This window comes from Paenibacillus polymyxa (assembly GCF_015710975.1).
Classification (GTDB): Bacteria; Bacillota; Bacilli; order Paenibacillales; family Paenibacillaceae; genus Paenibacillus; species Paenibacillus polymyxa.
Map to the genome: position 1 here is coordinate 1,423,927 of NZ_CP049783.1, position 18,493 is coordinate 1,442,419.

Genomic DNA, 18,493 nt, shown 5'->3' on the forward strand with positions numbered 1-18,493 from the left:
GAACCAAATCACAACACTGGGTCCAAAATCTCATTTTCAATAATAAGCCTTACGAACCATTTTATCAGAACCAAGTCCTAAATTTCTTAAACCGAAAGGAGAAGTGAATGGAAAAGTTGAATGGGCATGTAAGATATTTTTTTCAACACTATCCTATATTTGACCCCAGAAAGGATTTGAATCCATGATGACCTCAGAATTCTTTCAACAATATTCGACCTTTTATACGGATAACCAGGTTGAATATCCATAAGAAGCGGGGCTTCTATAAAACTCACACACATAATTTGATATATAGACATATTTAATGTGATAAAATAAACTTTTATTAAATAGTAAATCATGTTTAATCAGCCATTATATATTGGTAAATCAAACCAAGATAAGCTAGATAAAATTGCTTTTTTGTAAAGGAATTGAATATGACAACAGACCAAAAAAACACCGAGGGCCTCTGGAACGGCGAACCTGTCGTAATTGTGCGCACTCCCTCCGCTTTTGCCAAGCAATCCCTTTTATATATTCAGGAATTAGGCTATTTCCAAAAAACCTCTGATTTTACAATAGAAAGGAAAGAACTCACCTCCTTTTTGCTTGTTTTTACGCTGTCTGGTAAGGGAGAATTACTGTACCGGGACAAGAAGTATATTTTAAAGCCTCATGATTTGTTTTTTATTAATTGCGATGAATATTTACAATACAGCACCTCCGGTGATGAAGCCTGGGAGTTTATCAGCTTATACCTGTACGGCAACCTGATCGAACATTTTTACGAACAATTTGCCAAGCATAATAAACCGGTAATATCCCTGCACAATCCATATGTTATATTAGACAAGCTGCATGCACTAATCTGCGGGCAGTCTGATCGAAGCCTTTCCGGCGAGCTGCTAACGTCCAGACTCATTGGTGAAATACTGACGTATATTTTGCAGCATCCTTATGATCATCGGTATGTAAATGCAGGAACGCTCAGCGAAGTACGTCAGGTGCAGCAGTATTTGGACCAGTCCTACTGTGAGCGAATTACGCTGGACTCGCTGGCAGACATGTTCAACCTAAACAAATTTAATCTTGCTAAAAATTTCAAAAAACAGATTGGATTTTCTCCAATTGATTATCTCATTAATGTCCGGATCACAGCCGCTCAGGGATGGCTTAAAACCAGTGACATATCCATTGTGGATATCGCAAGGTACGTTGGGATTCCCAATACGAGCCATTTTATCAACCTATTCAAGGAACATGTAGGGGAAACACCTCATTCCTTCCGTAAAAAGTGGGGAAACCGCTCCAAACTGTAAATAGGAGGTCTCCTGTACTCCGTTTGATAGACGATAGACGCACAAGCTATTCAAGCTAATGGCAAAGCTGTCGAAAGACAGTGACGCAAAACTATAGGGCCTTCCTACTCGGATGGCAGCCAGTTACCAAGTGAACGAGCTTTTTATTATGCCTTTTTACATAGCTCCATCACAAAATTGCTATACCTCTCTCGAAGAAAAAACCTTGATCACTATGATCAAGGTCAGATTGTCGAGAAACCCCGTCTTTTTGAGACGTGGTTTTTTTTTCTTTACATGAGAGATCTCTGGTCTCTGGAAAAACAAGGTTCACCCCTGTTTTTCCAGGCGATCCAGGTGGATCGCCATCTTCTTCATGTTCTGCACGGCTGCCGTCATGAGGGCTTGTTCCCTGACGTTCGGAAGTCCGCGCAAACGGCAATAGCGAAACCCATGGAGCTCTTTGGCATCCGCGAAGCTTCGCTCAATCGTCTCTTTTCGTTTGCGGTACAGCTGTTTCCCGGATGGGCTTAGCCGGTTGCTCCGTACCCACTCTTTGCTGTCTTCCCAGACATGCCGAGTCACCACTTTGCGGTGGTTTTTAGACTGAGTACACTGGCTCAGCAACGGGCAACGCTCGCACTGAGCCGGATCAGATGCATACTGCCGGTATCCCTTTCGGTCTGTCGTTCGGTAGGCTAATTCTTGTCCTGCTGGGCAAATATACACATTGTTCTTGGCATCGTATTCAAACTTCCATTTCGGAAACAGGCCTTGTTTGGGATGAAATCTTCGGTGAGCAATCACGGCAAAAATCTTTCGGCTTTGCAAACCTCGACAAATCGGCGTTGTTAAATAACCTGAATCTAGCGTAACAGCTTCTACTTGAAAAGCAAAACGTTCTCTTTGGCGGTCCAAACGGGACAAATAGGGGACGGAATCATGTACATTCCCCGGCGTCACGTGCACATCCGTAATCACATTGTACTTCATATCCACTGTCCGGTGGTCCAGATAGAAGAAGCCTTCGGGCTTGCCATCACGGATCATATAGCCGCTGTCCGGATCTGTTTTGCTCACTTTAATTTCTTTTTCTTCGTTCACTTCCTCTCGAGATTTTAGGGCTTTTTTCCGTGGTTTTTCCGGTCCTCCTTCACCGCTTCATTCAGCTCGTCCATATAGTCTTTGGTATTCTGTAATACTTGCTCTTTAGTGTACTGATGTTTGTTGGCATTGGCCTTGACGTGTGTAGAATCGGTGATGAGAACACGCCCGCCCACCATTCGGTGAGAGATCGCCTGCAGCACAATTTCATCGAAGATATCTTGAAAGATCGTAGTGTCTTTAAAGCGAGTACGACGATTCCAACTAATCGTCGAATGGTCCGGAACTTTATCCGTTAAGCCCAGCCCCAGAAACCAACGATAAGCCAAGTTCGTTTGAATTTCACGCTCGAGTTGCCGTTCTGAGCGAATGCCATAGAAATAACCGAGAAAGATCATTTTAAACAATACCGTAGGATCAATGGCAGGACGCCCGTTGTCTGCACAATACAGCGGGCTTACCTTCTCATGAATAAAGGAGAAGTCGATATAGGTATCCACTTTGCGAAGCAAATGATCTTGGGGCACCAGTTCTTCCAAGGAAACCAATTCAAAGGATTGTTGTTTGTCTCGATGAGATCGCAGCATACCAACACCGTCCGTTTCTATACAATAGTTACCTATATTATATAACATTAACGCGGTGTCGTCTTAAACAAATTTAACATAAAAATAGGCTGTCGAAACTTTCTCGACAGCCTGACCTTGATCACTATGATCAAGGTTTTTTTCTGTTGGGGTAGTCATGTCAACCTAGCATGCTGAATATACTAATTTCGAACTAGGAGGAGGGAAAGAAAACAATATAACACAACATAACCGCCGAAGCTTGCCATATTACGATGAATAGGAGAATCACTTGGAGCATGGGAACCAAAATAAATGTCATGATTATTGCCTTATTGCTCATTGTCCAAAGCTTTTTCAGCACCACACTGGCTTACGCAGATCCTCCTGCCCCTGAACTGCCGCACAGTGCTGTATCCGATCCTACAACCGTTACGGATGCTGTATATGCGGTCCCAAACCCTGAACCCCCTAAGGAGGTTCCGCCAAACACTGTCCCTTCCGTGCAAGGAGCAGCTCATTCAAAGTCTCAAAAGGAAGCAGCTCCCCAGAGTATACTAACGAAGTTGAGTCTAACGGACGAAGCCGGACGTGTCATTGATGCGGTATATAATCCAGGTAGTACGTTCGACATTGGATCAGCTATCCAACTTGGCTATGAATGGGAGCTTCCTGACGATGCTTATAAAGCAGGGGATACCTTCACCTTTCACTTACCAGAACAGTTTGTCATCTACACTGATATCTCATCTCCGCTAGTGACTACAGACGGGACCGTGGGGTTCTTTACAGTAGATCGTCAGGGTAAGGTCATCATGACCTTTAACCAATATGTAGAGAACCATTCCCATGTCAGCGGCAAACTGCAAATTAAAACCGAATTCACAAAAGAAACGGTGAAAGGCAGCACAGAAGTCATCATTGCGATTCCAATTAAAGGCGGGGTTCAAACGGTCATCGTAAATGTGAAACCCCAGTCAGGGCCAAACTTAAGCAAGCAAGGAAAAATAAATGGCACCCACCAGATCGACTGGGCCATTGATGTGAACAAACAGCTAAACACCGTTAAACACGCCCTCATTACTGATCCAACTCCTTCAGGACTGGAACTCGTGAGAGGCTCTATCCGACTCTATCATCTGCAAGTCAATATCGATGGCACGACCGTTGTCAAAGACCTAGTGAATGCGAGTAAATACGCCATTGAATCGGATCAAGCCGGGACCGGATTTGCAATTCGTTTTCAAGATGCTAGCATTAGCACTGCCTATCAGATCCAATACTCCACCCGCATTACTGGCAACGAAACTCGCTTTTCCAACACAGCGACGCTTTCAGGGGATGCGATAGATAACGTTGCTGCCACCGCTACAGTTCAGGTGGAGCGTGGTGAATTTTTGTCCAAAAAAGTTGAAAAGTATGATCATGCCACACAAACACTCTCGTGGGCCATAAGATATAACTTTGGCGAGACAAAAATCCCCGAAGCCAAAGCCCTTTTAATTGATCATTTCAACAAAACTCAAAAATTGCTGCCCGGTTCTTTGAAAGTATTTAAGGGAAATACACTGGAGGAGCTTCCATCGTGGGCGTACACCGTCATCCCGGTTGACTATCCCGACCGTAACGGCTTCAAACTTCAATTCAACTTCGACGTAGATTCAGCCTATACCATCCGATATCAGACCCAGGCTAGAGGCCGCGTCTATGAAGATGAAAAAATTACAAACATCATCACCACAGATGGAACCCAGAAGATCATATCGACGGAAATCACAAGCGGAGTTATGACTAAAATGTATGACACGCCCAATTACAACACGAAAGTCATACCTTGGGTGATCACCATTAATACAGACTCATACACCATGAAAAATATTGTCATTAAGGATGTGTTCCCTAATGGGGGCCTCGCCTTGTTGCCCGACACCCTGAAAATTCAAAGTGTTGACGGTACAACGGAACTCCTCGCGCCCATGGATTATGAGCTAGTTCCACGATCAGCGGACTATAAACAAGGGTTTACACTTATTTTTCATAAAACGATTCAGAAGGCTTATACGATCAAGTATTCAACCATCTATAATAATGACTGGAAAATAGATACGACGAAGCCCGAATTTCGCAACAAATCCTTTATAGATTATCAGTATGAAAATGGTGAAACATCGTCGCATGAGGTGGAATGCCCGATCTGGCCGGACTTTATGACACAACGGAACGGGGCCAAGCAAGGAAGCTATGATGCGAGCTCCAAACTCATTACCTGGGATATTAAAGCCAACTATAATCGCAAGATCCTGAATCATGCGGAAGTGAGAGATGTCTTATTGCAAGGTCAGAGGTTACTGCCTGGCTCCGTAAAAGTATACGATATGACCTTGCTGGGATGGTGGGATGGCGTACAAAAAGGGGCTGAAATCCCGGCAGATCAATATACAATTATTCCTCCCACTAAACAAAATAGTAATGAATTGCGTATCCAGTTCAAGAAGCCAATACAGACTCCGTACTGGATTACCTTTCAAACTTCATTGGAAGGAGAATTGATTGAAAAGGAAATTCATAATCGCGCTCTTCTACTGGATGGACAAAAAACCGTCTCCGATTGGGCAGCCCAAGTTACGGTACCTCATGGCGGGGAATATGTGTCTAAGGCCGGCGCACAAAATGGAAATAAGATCGACTGGAGCATTCGTATCAATGAAGGACAATCACATGTGTCCAACGCTAAAATAGTCGATCAGCCTAGCAACAACCAAATCTTAATTGTGGATTCCTTTCATTTATACTCTGCAATCATGGCTGCCAATGGAAATACCACCAAGGGCACCGAATTAATCAAAAACCGAGATTACTGGCTTCACATCAAGACAGACACTCAGGGTCAGCAAACTTTTGAGCTTACTTTTGCCAAGGATATTTCCACTGCTTTTATTCTTGAATATCAATCGTTCATTCATGCTGAGGATAAAGCTAAGGTGAGCAACAAGGTTGCTTTTGCAGGAGATCGTTTGACGACAGAACTGCGGGAAACCAGTCAGGAAATCATCGTACGAACGTCTTCCGGCTCCGGTTCTGGTGGGGGCGTAACCGAAACCCTTGAGCTGACCAAGGTAGATCAGGATGCTCCCAACAGGGTACTGCCTGGCGCCCGGTTTGCGCTCTATGATAAGGGACAAAAAAGAGCACCGCTTATACAAACGACCAATGCGGAAGGCAAAATCATCTTTTCCTCCTTGCTTCATGACGATTACATTTTGGAAGAATTGGCAGCACCGGAGGGGTATGAAATAACAGAGGGTAAGCTTGAGATCAGAATAGACGCAGCACTCCAACAAAGCTCTGGCATAAAGAGGGTTGTGATCACCAATCGTAAAGAAAAGAAAAACGAACCCGAAACACCTGTAGACCCGGGCACACCTACCCACCCAGAGCCGTCTCCCCCAGCGGGAGGCTCCGGAAAAAAACATGATAAAGATCCCGAGGTGCCCGTGACACCATCTATAACCGTTCCTCCGTCACTGCCAAGGCCCCCGGAAGGCATTGTCCCTCCACAGAAGGAACCCACACCCACACCGCCACCAGCAGCCCGGGAGGAACCCAAAGCACTGCCTGAACCACCAGCCGTCATGCCTCAAGATCCGTCTCCTCCAGTGGAACCGAACGACGAGCCCAAACCTAAAATCCGTCTCCATGAGCCGGAGAAAGAGCCGGAGGAGCCACCTGCAGTGCATCAGTTGCCCCAAACAGGAGAAAGTAGCCCCGTTCCGTTTTATTTGGCAGGCATTGCCATGATTATATGCGGCGTATTTTTGAAATTTAGACGGACAAACAAAAAATAAATGCAATCTACCTGCCCTGATCTTCCGTTTCATTCCCGAGTGGAATGAGACGGAAATGGGGCATTTTTTTCAAAGTATGTATCATCCGTACATTGCTTAGGGGAGATGAGGTTGCTGAATCTGCGTAAACTTTCCTATCTGTTTATTGGGTTGGGCTTACTCTTTATTTTGTTTCCTAAAGCGACCGAATGGAATGAGGATCGAGAACAACACAAGCTGTTACAAGCAGCGGAGTTATCTCTAGAAAAAAGCAATTCGGTATTGCCTTCTAGTCTTGCAGACAGCTATGCTCGCTTGTCCACTCGGGTTGCGGAAGCTCCGGTTAGTGAGGCACGGCAACATACCTTTCCATCCCCCGCTCCCAATGCCAGCGTTAATGAACAAACTCCCATAGCCACTATTAGCATAAGTCGTATTGCTTTAAAGCTCCCTGTGTTGGAAGGAGCGACGAGGAAAAATATGAAATATGCGGCAGTACATATGCCGGAAACGGGAAAGCTGGGACAAGTGGGGAATGCTGCTATTGCTGCTCATCGAGCCCGTACTCCCGGACGTTTATTTAATCGTCTTCATGAACTGAAGATTGGAGATAAAATTGTTGTTAACGCTCAAGGTAGCCAGTATATGTATAAAGTTTACAGCATAAAGGTAGTCGATCCAATGGACGTGTCTGTTCTGAAAAGCTTCAAAAACCATAAGCTGCTCACGCTAATTACATGCGACCCTCTCGTGAATCCCACCCATCGTCTCATTGTTCAAGCCAAGTTAAGCACCTAAACCTAGCTAAATCGCCCATTCCTATGGATAAAATAAATCAGGCGGGCTATTCCTGCTCGTTTACAGAAATACACCCGCCATAGTTCACATCATGCTTCAGTTGAATTCTTGGCAATCAGCTTGAAATCATCAAAGTGGAATCCTGGTGCAACAACACAGGTTACCAGCACAGGCTCATCCCCCAGCGGACGTGCCGTTTGCCATACTGTTCCTGGTACGAGTGCTTGTGGATGTTGTCCTGCCTCCACATCTGCACCAACGATAATTACCGTTTCTTCGCCAGGTTCTTCTCCGCTTCCACCCAATTTTAGCTCTATAGGACTTCCGCTATGGTATAGCCACAGCTCATCAGAATGGACCACATGCCACTCGGAGAACTCACCCGGATGCAGCAAGAAATACGTAGACGAAGCTGCAAAGCGCGGACCGGAATACACATCCGGCAGTACAGGCTTCGGAATTTGAAAATTGGCCTTCCACATCTCTTTGTACCAGCCGCCTTCTGGATGGGGCTCCATGCCCAATGCCGTGACTAGCGGTGAAATAGCTTTCGTCATTGTCTATCCTTCCTTTACCCTAAATTCCTTCTTCCCTACTGTAAAACATAGCGCTGCTTTTGTCACGTTTCTCCCTCTGCATGTCGAAGGTCAACAAATTATGTCAGATTTAATAACATTAAATTGTGGATTCATACTCGTTTTCATCATATAAATAACAGTAAACTAGTAAAAATACATTCAAAAACATATTTCGCGTAAAGTTTATTGACATAAAATCTTGTTTTTTATTGTAAGCTTATAGTATCATGAGAGAAATTTTGAAATTCTAATAGAGCTTAATCATGTCAGTCGTCTACTAAGCGATGTATTCAAGTCAAAAAAGGGGTGAGCTCTCTGATCCATTTTCGCAATGTCAACAAGCATTACGGTCACTTTCATGTACTTAAAGACATCAATCTTCAGATTAAGGAGGGCGAGGTCGTTGTCATCATCGGTCCCTCCGGCTCAGGTAAAAGCACCCTGCTTCGCTGCATCAATCGTCTGGAAACGATATCCGATGGGGAGCTAATCGTTAACGATGTCCCTGTGCATGACAAAAAGATTGATATTAACGCCTTCCGCCGCAATATCGGGATGGTGTTCCAACATTTCAATCTCTACCCCCATAAAAAGGTGATTGAGAACATTGTACTGGCACCGATGAAGGTACTGGGCATCCCGAAAGAAGAAGCTACTCAAACAGCCCTCACCTATCTGAAGCGTGTCGGAATCGAGGAAAAGGCACAGAGCTACCCCGCCCAATTGTCCGGTGGACAGCAGCAGCGGGTGGCGATCGCCCGTGGACTCGCGATGAATCCGAAAATTATGCTGTTTGACGAGCCTACTTCAGCCCTGGACCCCGAAACCATCGGAGAGGTGCTGGATGTCATGCGCTCGCTTGCCCATCAGGGCATCACGATGGTCATCGTCACTCATGAAATGGGCTTTGCCCGTGAAGTGGCAGACCGCGTGATTTTTATGGACAAAGGACAGATCCTGGAAGATAGCCAACCTGCTGAGTTTTTTCAGAATCCGGGTGAAGAACGGGCTCGCCTGTTCCTGAGCCGTCTGATTCATCATTAAACAGACTATTAATGGAATAAAAATCGAAAGGGGATCATCTTGATGAGAAAAAGATTTCAGTGGAGTACTTTGGTGCTGGTTGCATTATCCTCTCTGCTCGTCTTGGCAGGCTGTGGAGGCAAGCAAGAAGCAACAACGTCAGGAAATGAGGCAGCAGCTTCCAACGGGCTGGAAGCCATCAAACAGCGTGGCAAGCTGGTCATTGGGGTGAAGTACGATACCAAGTTGTTCGGACTAAAAGACCCGGCTAGCGGGAAGGTCGAGGGCTTTGATATCGACATCGCCAAGGCTGTAGCCAAGCATATTTTTGGTGATGAAACCAAGCTTGAGCTCAAGGAAGTCACGTCCAAAACACGAATCACCTTACTGCAAAATGGGGACATCGACGCTATTATCGCCACGATGACCATTTCGGATGAACGCAAAAAACAGGTCGATTTCAGCGATGTCTACTTTAATGCAGGGCAATCCCTGCTTGTGAAAAAGGGAAGCCCGATCACAGGTCTGGAGTCCCTGACTCCCGATACCAAGGTGCTCGCTGTTAAAGGCTCTACCTCCGCAAAAAATATCCGCGAAAAAGCGCCTAAAGCAACGATTTTAGAGTTCGAAAACTATCAAGATGCCTTCAATGCCCTCAAGGCAGGTAAAGGGCAAGCGTTGACTACCGATAACTCTATTTTGCTTGGCATGCAACAGCAAGATCCGAATTATACCCTTGTAGGCGGGAACTTCACAGAGGAACCTTACGGTATTGCAGTGAAGAAGGGACAAACCGAACTGCTGCAAGCCATTAATGATACGATCAAGGAACTGAAAAGCAATGGTGAATACGATAAGCTGCATGAGCAATGGCTTGGGGTTAAACCCGAATAATATCTTGTGAAGGAGCCGCGATTGCGTGCTCCTTCCTTTCTTAGCTCTGGATAAGGAGGTATACCCGTAGATGCTTACTTTTGATATCAACGTACTTCTCGATCATGGCGACCGTTTTAGAGAGGGCTTGCTTCATACTGTTCAAGCTAGTGTTATTGCCTTGATCGGAAGCTTTATTCTGGGCGCTATCATTGCCATCTTCCGAATTGCGCCTTTTAAATGGCTAAACTGGATCGGTACTGTCTATGTAGAGGTCATCCGCAATATTCCATTGCTGATTGTCGTACTGTTTTTTTATCTCGGTCTTCCCACTTTGGGCATCCCCTTGGATGGCTTTGTATCTGGAACGCTTGGATTGACTGTATACACAGCCTCTTTCATTGCTGAAGCTATACGTGCCGGCATTCAATCTGTACCCAAAGGACAATTTGAAGCGGCAAGGTCCTCCGGGTTGAATTACAACCAGACGATGATCAGTATTATTTTACCGCAAGCCATCAAAATTGTACTGCCTGCAATCGGCAACCAATTCATCAATCTGGTCAAGAACTCTTCCGTGCTGGCCATTGTGGCCGGACTGGATCTCATGTATTACTCGGATCTCATTAACTCAGATACCTTCCTGCCCATCACAGTCTATGCGATCACAGCGCTGCTGTATCTTGTATTGACGGTTCCGCTCAGCTTTCTCGTGCTATATATGGAGCGACGCCTGTCCAAAACATCCTAAGGAGGGAAGCCCGTATGGATTTCAGTGGATTGTTTGTATGGCCTAATGTGCGGTTTATACTGGAGGGCTTCCTGCTCACGCTGGAAGTTGCCATTTACTCTATCATATTCAGCTTCGCTCTTGGTATCGTATTCGGCATTCTGCGCTATACCCGCTTACCTGTGCTCTCACAGGTTGCAGCCTTTATCATTGATCTGATTCGCAATCTGCCCTTATTGCTCATTATTTTCTTCATCGGCATGGTTTTGCCATCCATCGGATTTTCAATTTCCCTCAAGTGGGCAGCCATCACAGGACTGTCAATCTTCGAGGGAGCCATGATCGCCGAGATTGTGCGCAGTGGTCTGAATTCGGTCCATAAAGGACAGGTGGAAGCCGCACGTTCCTCCGGTCTAAGCTATTCTCAAACCTTATGGCATATCATTCTGCCCCAAGCGCTTCGTCGCATGGTGCCCCCGATTGTCAGCCAGTTCATTTCCCTATTTAAGGATACGTCACTGGCTGTCATTATCAGTTTGCCGGAGCTGACGCATAACATTCAGATCGTCGGTGGGCAAAATCAATCCTTTGTCATTCCAGCTCTGCTGTTCGCCGCTTTCCTGTACTTTGCCGTTAATTACAGTATGTCACTGATTGCACGCAGGTTGGAGGTTCGTACACATTAAGGCTTGTGATACTCATCACGGTTGCCATTAGTTGGAGCGCTCTGTCAGCACAGCTTGTATCTTATCTATCAATCGTTTCACTGCTTCTCCCTGGTAACGGTCAGCTCGATAAATCAACTCCAGCTGACCTTGAGGCGCACCACGCAAAATAGGCACCGTGCAAAAATGCGAACGATCCAGTTCGGCTGCAAGGGACTTCGTCTGTAAGGTTACGGCAAGTCCCTCCTGCACCCAGCGCAGGATTGAAGCTATAGAATTGGTTTCCAAGACGGTTGCAAAGGGATACCCGCGATCACGAAAGCATTTCTCAATCAGCTTCCTGCCGGGATGGCATTCTGGCTGCATCGCCCAGGGTACATGCCTCAATTCGTCCAGCATAATGGAAGAACGGTTGGAAAATGCATGGTTTACCGGGACAATAAGACAGTAGTTCTCTGTGCGAAGAGGAAGCCGGACAAGCCTTTCATCTGTACCCGAGTGTAGGGTGATGCCAACATCCACACGGTTATCCAGCAGCTGTTCTGTTACATCAAAGAATGGGCAGATGTGCAAGCTGATTTTAGGAAATGACCGATGAAAATGGGCAAGCATCTTTTGCAAAGGCTCCTCCAGCTCAGGTAATGCGATACCAATCCGTAAACTTCCGCGTTGCTCGGTACGCAGCTCCTCAATGGATGCCTTTGCTTGCTGTAATCCCTTGAGCGCATGGGCACTGTGTTGTAGCAGCAGTTTACCGGCATCTGTCATTTTAATTTTCTTGCCTGCGCGGTCAAAGAGCGTCATGCCCAGTTCCTCCTCCAGCGCCTTAATTTGTAAGCTAAGTGTGGGTTGAGAGATACCGATCTTTTCCGAAGCCTTCGTAAAATGCAGTTCCTCGCATACGGCTATGAAGTATTGAAGCTGACGTATTTCCGTCTTCCTTCTCTCCCTTCGAAAATCCAAGAATGTTTGCATGAACAGGTCAAAAGAAGCGCGAGATCGGATCATTCCGGTTCGCGCTTCTTCGCAGGTTATTGCGCCTTTTTTAGATTATTGACCTACTTCTGCTTTTTCCGAAGTCAACGTAATATTCGCAAACGCGTCTGCATCGTACTCCTTGCCACGGGTAATATCGTAATTGGCTACCCGATTATTCACTGCCTCCAGCGAATAACGGAATAACGTCGGTACAATGGGCGCCTCCTCGCTCATATACGCCTGCCACTGGTTGTATATATCTTTACGATAATTGTCGTCAAAGGCTTTCACAGACACCCCTTCCTGCAACAGCTTATCATTCTCTTCACTAGTAAAGCGCGAGTAGTTAAAGCTGGCTCCGCGTCCATACAGCCCACTAGGGTCTACATCTGTACCCGTACTCCATGCGCCGCCAAAAATATCAATGCCAGGGTCATCCTTCTGCACACGGTCATAGAAAGAATTGAACTCAAGCAGACGACCGTCCACCAGCTCGACATGAAGCCCGACATCCTTCCAATTTTGCAAATAAAACTTCGCCAGCGATTCAGCTGTCGCATCCCCGCTCATTGCTGCATAATGGAGCACCAGTTCCTTACCTTTAGGGTCCTCACGGTATCCATCTCCATTGGTATCCACATATCCTGCCTCGTCCAGCAGCTTTTTCGCCTTGTCTGGATCATACGCAATGCCCTTCGCATTCACATCATGGTATCCCTTGAAGGCGGGCGGGATCAGGGATGTCGCAGGAGTCCGAAGCCCATGATAGAGCTGCTTGCCAACCTGCTCATTATTCAGCGCGTAGCCAAGGGCCTGACGTAATGACTTGTTCGCCAGCTTGGCGTTCGGGTCCATGATATTCAGACTCTTGGCCTGATCGAATTTGCCCAGCTTAAAGCCTACATAGCTATAAGACAATTCCTCCTGACCGAGAAACTGTACATTTTTCGGATTACTGGCCTCATTGTAACGGGTGGTCGGATAGCTGGCCCAGTCGATTTCTCCACTTTTCAACGCCTCGGTAATGACATTCGGATTCACCACCTTCAGATGAAGGCCATCCAACTTGGGCGCACCGCGGAAATAATCTTCATTTTTGACGAATTCTACAGATTCACCTGTGACCATAGATTTAATTTTGAATGGCCCATAGCCAATCGGATGTTTACGGACAGGATCAGATCCGGCCATGTCCTTCACAGGAATGTTCTGAAATACCTTCTTCTCCAGTGGTGTGGACCAGAGTCCCGACTTTACCGAAGGATTAGGTTCCTTAAAATGAATGGTAACCTCTTTCTCATTCAGCACCTTGATGCCAGAAATGGTTTTGGCCTTGCCGGCGTGATAATCTTCCATCCCTACAATGTTGGTCATAAAACTATCATAACGCGGACCTTCGTAGTCTTTGTTACCGATCACTTCATAGGAAAAGGCATAGTCCTCTGCCGTTACGGGATTACCATCTGTCCAGTTCAGTTTGGGATCAATTTTGACAGTCACCGCCTTATTGTCTGCGGAAAAGGAAATCGTCGCCGCTCCTTTATCGTCAATATTCAGATTGGAATCAATCGAAAACATGGAAGGGTAGAAAAACTGGAAGACTTCAAAATCCGGATTTCCATCATAAAATACAGGGTTCAGAATACCTTCAAAAGGGGTGTCGGACACGAGTGCATAATTGATGATGCCGCCCTTAATCGGGGGTTTATCGTTCTTGACCGCCTTTGCCAGCGCAGTCGTATTCACCTGCTTGTTGTCGGACCCTGACCCACCTGTACCGTCAGACGATTTTGCTCCACTCGAAGTGGAAGGCGAGCCGCTGCATGCGGCCAAAGAAAGCACCAAAATGGCAGATAGAACAGGCAAAATTCCTTTTTTCCAGCCTTTAATCATTGTAAACCCCTCCTTGTCGTTGTCCTTATCCTTGAACTTCGGTTTAACCCAATCGTTGTCTGGCATCCGTGGCACGTTTGAGCGCCTGACCGATAAAATTAATCGCCAGCATCAGCACTAATATAAGCAGTGAGGCAGGCAACCACATCCACCAGCTGTTCTGCAATACATCCGGGTCATTGGCATAATTCACCAGTGTCCCCAAGCTTGGAGTAGATTCTGGCAAGCCAAAGCCGAGATAGGAAAGCCCAGTCTCAATCCCGATATTTCCTGCAAGACTGAGCGTTAGATTAACAATCACAACAGAGCTGAGATTGGGCAGCACACCCAACCAGATGATCTTCCAATTGGGTGTGCCAAGGGTTTTGGAAGCCTGCACGTAGTCCAGTTCCCGCTCCGACAGTACCTTGGCCCGGATCAGGCGCGCTTTTCCAATCCACAAAAAGGTAGTCATAATGAAAATAAAGGACCCTATGCCACTTTTGGGCACAATGCTGACAAATACGATAACCAGCATCAAGAATGGAAGCACCAGAATAAAATCAATGATTCGCATGATGATGTTATCGACCATTCCTCCATAAAACCCAGCCAGTAAGCCCAGCGTCAAGCCAATGGCGGCGGATAACAAAGTAATCGTAAAGCCAATGGTAAAGGAATTGCGGGCCCCAATGACCAGTTGGCCGAATATATCCCTGCCCGCTCGGTCCGTACCCAGCCAGTGCACTGAGCCGGGAGCTTCGCGGATCGCGCCCAAATCGACCGTCGTGACTACATCCTGATTGACAAACAGGACAGAGGCATATATAAAAATCAAGAACAGAGCCACAAACCCAATGGAAATCAAGGCCATTTTGTCACGTACCAGCTCACGATGCAGTACAGACCAACTGGATGGTGATTTACGAATGATTTCCGGCGAGAAGACCTCCTCCACCTGCATAGACACCATAACCCCTCCTTTTCTCTAGACTTGTTCGCTATTCAATTCGAATGCGTGGATCGACCTTGCTCAGGATGACATCAGATAAAAGGGTTCCTAATAGTGCCAAGAAGCCAGAGATCATGACCAGCGCGTTCACGACTGAAAAGTCCCGTTGGGTGATAGACTGAAGAAACAACTGGCCCAATCCCGGATAACCAAAAATAGATTCCAAGAAAATATTGCCGGCAATCACACCCGTCAGGTCGTAGCCCAAGAAAGCAGCAATGGGTAATAAAGAGTTCTTGAAAATATGACGGGAATAGATCTTTCCTTCGGGTACCCCCTTGGAACGCGCTGTTTTCACAAAATCCTTCAGACGTGTGTCAATGACCTCATTGCGCAAATACTGAATGGTAGCCGTCGTACTGAGCAATGCGCCTGTAACCGCCGGTAGTATGAGATGATACGACTTATTCACGTAATATGACCATGTCCCCGGCTCCACTCCTACATCCACACTGCCGCTGGTTGGAAACCAGCCAAGCCTGAATCCAAACACGTACAGCAGTAGCAACGCGAGTATAAATAGAGGTGTCGCAAAGCTGAGATAGGTATACCCCACCACGGTTTTATCCAGCAGACTATGCTGATACCGACCACTGAGTACTCCCAGCGGAATGGCGATCAGATACGTCAGAACCAGAATCACTACACCCAGAAAGAACGTGTTCCCCAAACGACTGCCAATCAAATCGGTAACGCTAATTTTATGTACATAAGATTTGCCCAGATCCCCATGAGCAAGCTGGACAAGCCAGTTCCCATATTGCACCCACACCGGGTCATTGAGTCCCAGTTTTTGCCGCTGTTCTTCCAGTGCAGCCGGATTCAGATTGGGTGTTGAAGTGATGAGCCCTGTCAGGGCATCCCCTGGCATAGCCTTAGCTAGGAAAAATATAAGCACACTCAGTGCAAAAAGTTGAGGGATCATAACCAGCAGTCGACGCATTGTAAATTTCCACATATTCTGTACCTCCCTTAAGGTAGCGCGACTTGATGGGATGGACTTACTGATTTTAGTGCGAACGGCTTTCCACTCGTATCTAAATGTTTGGGCAGCTCTGACTTGTAAGAGGATAAAAGCTTCTGCCTTTTTCGAGCATTTTCTAGCCGCTTCGCAGGATCAATACTGGGAATGGTGGCAATAAGCCGCTGGGTATACAAATGCTGTGGACGCTCATAAATGTCCTGCTCGCTTCCCTGTTCCACTAAGCGACCTCGGTACATGATGCCGATTTGGTCACACATATGGCGGATAATACCCAGGTCATGACTAATGAACAAATACGTCAATTTGAACTCTCGCTGCACATCCTTCATAAAATTAAGCACCTGTGCCTGCACAGAAACATCTAGCGCCGATACCGGTTCATCAGCAATAATCAGTTTTGGATTTAATGTCAGCGCACGCGCAATCCCGATCCGTTGCCGCTGGCCTCCGGAAAATTCATGCGGATATTTGTAGGCCGCATCAGCGTTCAAGCCGACCTTTTCCAGCAGCATCTGCACTTTTCGCCGCTCTTCCTCATTACTCAGCCTTTCAAAGTTCCGCAGCGGTTCAGCAATGACATCCAATACGCGCTTGCGCGGGTTAAGCGAAGAATAGGGGTCCTGAAAAATCATCTGAATGTCTCTACGCAGCGGATGGCGGTTATTCCGACTCAAAGCCGCAAGGTCCTTTCCATTAAAAATAATCTGTCCGCTCGTCAGCTTATTCAGGCCGATAATCGTCCTGCCTGTCGTCGTTTTTCCGCAGCCGGATTCTCCCACTAGCCCATATGTTTGGCCTGCCTCTATGCTGATCGACACGCCATCCACTGCTTTTACCTGATCAACAACACGCTGGAAAAAACCACCGCGCACCGGATAATGAACCTTCAAATCATTTAGCTCCAGTAGTGCCATGAGCAGCCTCTCCCTTTGTTTCGTCTTCAAAATGAAAATGCTGGTAACATGTACAGCGGACCCAATGGCCGGGGGAAATTTCTTTTAATCGGGGATGGTCTTCATGCATTCTCTGCTGAATCCAGGGAATACGCGAAGCAAAGCGACAGCTATTGCGAGGAATATCTTGCAATGAGGGAACAATGCCACCAATGACATGCAGCGATTCTCCCTTGGTATGCGATCCCGGCATGGAGGCTAGCAAGGAACGCGTATACGGATGCTGTGGATGCCGGAATAATTCAAAAACATCAGCGCTTTCCACGATTTCTCCGGCATACATGACCACCACACGGTCAGCTACTTCGGCCACAACGCCAAGATCGTGCGTAATCAGAATAATTCCGCTTCCAGTCTCCTGCTGAAGCTGTTTGAGCAAATCAAGAATTTGCGATTGAATGGTTACATCGAGCGCAGTCGTCGGCTCATCTGCAATAATAAGTGAGGGTCGGCAAGCTATGGCAATCGCGATCATCACACGCTGGCGCATTCCTCCTGAAAGTTCATGTGGATACTGTTCATACACACGTACGGGGTTGGGTATATCCACGCTTTCCAGTAGCTCCAGTACACGTTCCCTTTTTTGCTTCGTAGATAGGGACGTATGATAATCGAGATTTTCCTCGATCTGCATGCCAATGCTCATTAACGGGTTCAGTGCTGTCAGCGGGTCCTGAAAGATCATGCCAATGCCCGCTCCGCGGATTTTATTCATTTGCCCTGAGGAGAGACGGATCAGATCCGTGCCTTTAAAAAGAACCTTTCCTTCGACACGTGTCCGCTCCATGTCATGCAATTGTGGGATGGAAAGCGCCAGCGCGCTTTTGCCACAACCGGATTCTCCGACTACAGCCAGCACTTCATTGGGGTTGACCGTCAGATCCAGATGATCGACTGCCGGGTGGTATTGATCGTTGATACGAAAAGATACGGATAATCCTTTAATCTCCAACACAGGTTCGATATTCAATGCGCGCGCTTCCTCCATTCTCCATGGTCTTGTCCTGCTTATTCTCACCATGTTTGATGTTAAAACCTTCCACAAACATTACATACCGTTTTTGTCGGAATAATTTGAATACATCCTATCACCAGTATATGGATATATCAATTAAGATTATGCTATCAACATCATTTAAAAAATCAATGATCCAGCCGTAGCGCGACCTTCCTGGCACAAAATGTAATAAAATAACCAACCACAGGTTAATTTTCATCACAAAAAAGCCGTTTGATCCCCTACAGAGGA

15 protein-coding genes and 1 riboswitch are annotated in these 18,493 nt (G+C 46.5%); of the genes, 7 read left to right on the forward strand and 8 right to left on the reverse strand.

Features of this window, described 5'->3' with window-relative positions:
* Window positions 1-422 precede the first annotated feature (422 nt).
* Window positions 423-1,304 carry an AraC family transcriptional regulator gene (locus G7035_RS06505; RefSeq protein ID WP_016818854.1) on the forward strand — a complete coding sequence of 294 codons (882 nt, stop codon included), beginning with the start codon at window positions 423-425 and terminating at the stop codon, window positions 1,302-1,304.
* A gap of 50 nt (window positions 1,305-1,354) precedes the next feature.
* Window positions 1,355-1,435: riboswitch (cyclic di-GMP riboswitch) on the forward strand.
* Window positions 1,436-1,613: 178 nt separating this feature from the next.
* Here G7035_RS06505 and G7035_RS06510 read toward each other — a convergent pair.
* Window positions 1,614-2,974, reverse strand: a protein-coding gene (locus tag G7035_RS06510) for an IS1182 family transposase (RefSeq protein ID WP_085978863.1) whose coding sequence is annotated in 2 segments (ribosomal slippage) — window positions 1,614-2,407 and window positions 2,407-2,974 — 1,362 coding nt in all. Because the reading frame shifts where the segments join, the coding sequence is not laid out codon by codon here.
* Window positions 2,975-3,252: 278 nt separating this feature from the next.
* Here G7035_RS06510 and G7035_RS06515 point away from each other — a divergent pair.
* Window positions 3,253-6,798, forward strand: a complete 3,546-nt coding sequence (locus G7035_RS06515) for a collagen binding domain-containing protein (RefSeq protein ID WP_019685916.1) — start codon at window positions 3,253-3,255, stop codon at window positions 6,796-6,798.
* 111 nt (window positions 6,799-6,909) lie between these two features.
* Window positions 6,910-7,575, forward strand: coding sequence for a class D sortase (locus G7035_RS06520; protein ID WP_016818856.1), 666 nt, complete (start codon window positions 6,910-6,912; stop codon window positions 7,573-7,575).
* 89 nt (window positions 7,576-7,664) lie between these two features.
* Here G7035_RS06520 and G7035_RS06525 read toward each other — a convergent pair whose 3' ends face one another.
* Window positions 7,665-8,132, reverse strand: a complete 468-nt coding sequence (locus G7035_RS06525) for a cupin domain-containing protein (RefSeq protein ID WP_016818857.1) — start codon at window positions 8,130-8,132, stop codon at window positions 7,665-7,667.
* Window positions 8,133-8,459: 327 nt separating this feature from the next.
* On the opposite strand from G7035_RS06525, the gene G7035_RS06530 reads away from it, so the two are divergent.
* From G7035_RS06530 to G7035_RS06545, 4 genes are all read left to right on the forward strand, one after another.
* On the forward strand, window positions 8,460-9,197 hold the full coding sequence (locus G7035_RS06530) for an amino acid ABC transporter ATP-binding protein (RefSeq protein WP_019685915.1): 738 nt from the start codon (window positions 8,460-8,462) through the stop codon (window positions 9,195-9,197).
* 42 nt (window positions 9,198-9,239) lie between these two features.
* Window positions 9,240-10,070 carry a transporter substrate-binding domain-containing protein gene (locus tag G7035_RS06535; RefSeq protein ID WP_019685914.1) on the forward strand — a complete coding sequence of 277 codons (831 nt, stop codon included), beginning with the start codon at window positions 9,240-9,242 and terminating at the stop codon, window positions 10,068-10,070.
* A 70-nt stretch (window positions 10,071-10,140) separates the two neighbouring features.
* Window positions 10,141-10,800 carry an amino acid ABC transporter permease gene (locus tag G7035_RS06540; RefSeq protein WP_019685913.1) on the forward strand — a complete coding sequence of 220 codons (660 nt, stop codon included), beginning with the start codon at window positions 10,141-10,143 and terminating at the stop codon, window positions 10,798-10,800.
* Window positions 10,801-10,814: 14 nt separating this feature from the next.
* Window positions 10,815-11,465: an amino acid ABC transporter permease gene (locus tag G7035_RS06545; protein ID WP_019685912.1), complete on the forward strand. Its 651-nt coding sequence runs from the start codon at window positions 10,815-10,817 to the stop codon at window positions 11,463-11,465.
* A gap of 27 nt (window positions 11,466-11,492) precedes the next feature.
* On the opposite strand, the gene G7035_RS06550 is transcribed toward G7035_RS06545, so the two are convergent.
* Genes G7035_RS06550 through G7035_RS06575 form a run of 6 tightly spaced genes read right to left on the reverse strand, consistent with a single transcriptional unit; the run spans window position 11,493 to window position 18,214 of the window.
* A complete protein-coding gene (locus G7035_RS06550) occupies window positions 11,493-12,452 on the reverse strand; it encodes a LysR family transcriptional regulator (protein ID WP_016818862.1) in 960 nt (319 codons plus the stop codon).
* Window positions 12,453-12,494: 42 nt separating this feature from the next.
* The gene (gene opp4A, locus G7035_RS06555; RefSeq protein WP_019685911.1) at window positions 12,495-14,315 is read right to left on the reverse strand and encodes an oligopeptide ABC transporter substrate-binding protein; all 1,821 of its coding nucleotides are present in this window, start codon (window positions 14,313-14,315) and stop codon (window positions 12,495-12,497) included.
* A gap of 43 nt (window positions 14,316-14,358) precedes the next feature.
* Entirely contained in the window at window positions 14,359-15,258 is a 900-nt protein-coding gene (locus G7035_RS06560; RefSeq protein WP_019685910.1) for an ABC transporter permease, read from the reverse strand.
* A 37-nt stretch (window positions 15,259-15,295) separates the two neighbouring features.
* Window positions 15,296-16,264 carry an oligopeptide ABC transporter permease gene (gene opp4B / locus G7035_RS06565; protein WP_017427175.1) on the reverse strand — a complete coding sequence of 323 codons (969 nt, stop codon included), beginning with the start codon at window positions 16,262-16,264 and terminating at the stop codon, window positions 15,296-15,298.
* A gap of 14 nt (window positions 16,265-16,278) precedes the next feature.
* On the reverse strand, window positions 16,279-17,205 hold the full coding sequence (locus tag G7035_RS06570; protein WP_019685909.1) for an ABC transporter ATP-binding protein: 927 nt from the start codon (window positions 17,203-17,205) through the stop codon (window positions 16,279-16,281).
* Window positions 17,183-18,214 carry an ABC transporter ATP-binding protein gene (locus tag G7035_RS06575; protein ID WP_029514789.1) on the reverse strand — a complete coding sequence of 344 codons (1,032 nt, stop codon included), beginning with the start codon at window positions 18,212-18,214 and terminating at the stop codon, window positions 17,183-17,185. Before G7035_RS06575 ends, G7035_RS06570 begins: the two co-directional genes overlap by 23 nt.
* Window positions 18,215-18,493: the final 279 nt, after the last annotated feature.

Excerpts from the sequence above, each read along its gene's own strand:
- G7035_RS06570 (WP_019685909.1), bottom strand. The coding sequence starts at position 17,205 with ATGGCACTACTGGAGCTAAATGATTTGAAGGTTCATTATCCGGTGCGC.
- G7035_RS06560 (WP_019685910.1), bottom strand. The coding sequence starts at position 15,258 with ATGCAGGTGGAGGAGGTCTTCTCGCCGGAAATCATTCGTAAATCACCA.
- G7035_RS06515 (WP_019685916.1), top strand. The coding sequence starts at position 3,253 with ATGGGAACCAAAATAAATGTCATGATTATTGCCTTATTGCTCATTGTC.
- G7035_RS06550 (WP_016818862.1), bottom strand. The coding sequence starts at position 12,452 with ATGATCCGATCTCGCGCTTCTTTTGACCTGTTCATGCAAACATTCTTG.
- G7035_RS06525 (WP_016818857.1), bottom strand. The coding sequence starts at position 8,132 with ATGACGAAAGCTATTTCACCGCTAGTCACGGCATTGGGCATGGAGCCC.
- G7035_RS06505 (WP_016818854.1), top strand. The coding sequence starts at position 423 with ATGACAACAGACCAAAAAAACACCGAGGGCCTCTGGAACGGCGAACCT.
- G7035_RS06540 (WP_019685913.1), top strand. The coding sequence starts at position 10,141 with ATGCTTACTTTTGATATCAACGTACTTCTCGATCATGGCGACCGTTTT.
- opp4A (WP_019685911.1), bottom strand. The coding sequence starts at position 14,315 with ATGATTAAAGGCTGGAAAAAAGGAATTTTGCCTGTTCTATCTGCCATT.
- opp4B (WP_017427175.1), bottom strand. The coding sequence starts at position 16,264 with ATGTGGAAATTTACAATGCGTCGACTGCTGGTTATGATCCCTCAACTT.
- G7035_RS06545 (WP_019685912.1), top strand. The coding sequence starts at position 10,815 with ATGGATTTCAGTGGATTGTTTGTATGGCCTAATGTGCGGTTTATACTG.
- G7035_RS06535 (WP_019685914.1), top strand. The coding sequence starts at position 9,240 with ATGAGAAAAAGATTTCAGTGGAGTACTTTGGTGCTGGTTGCATTATCC.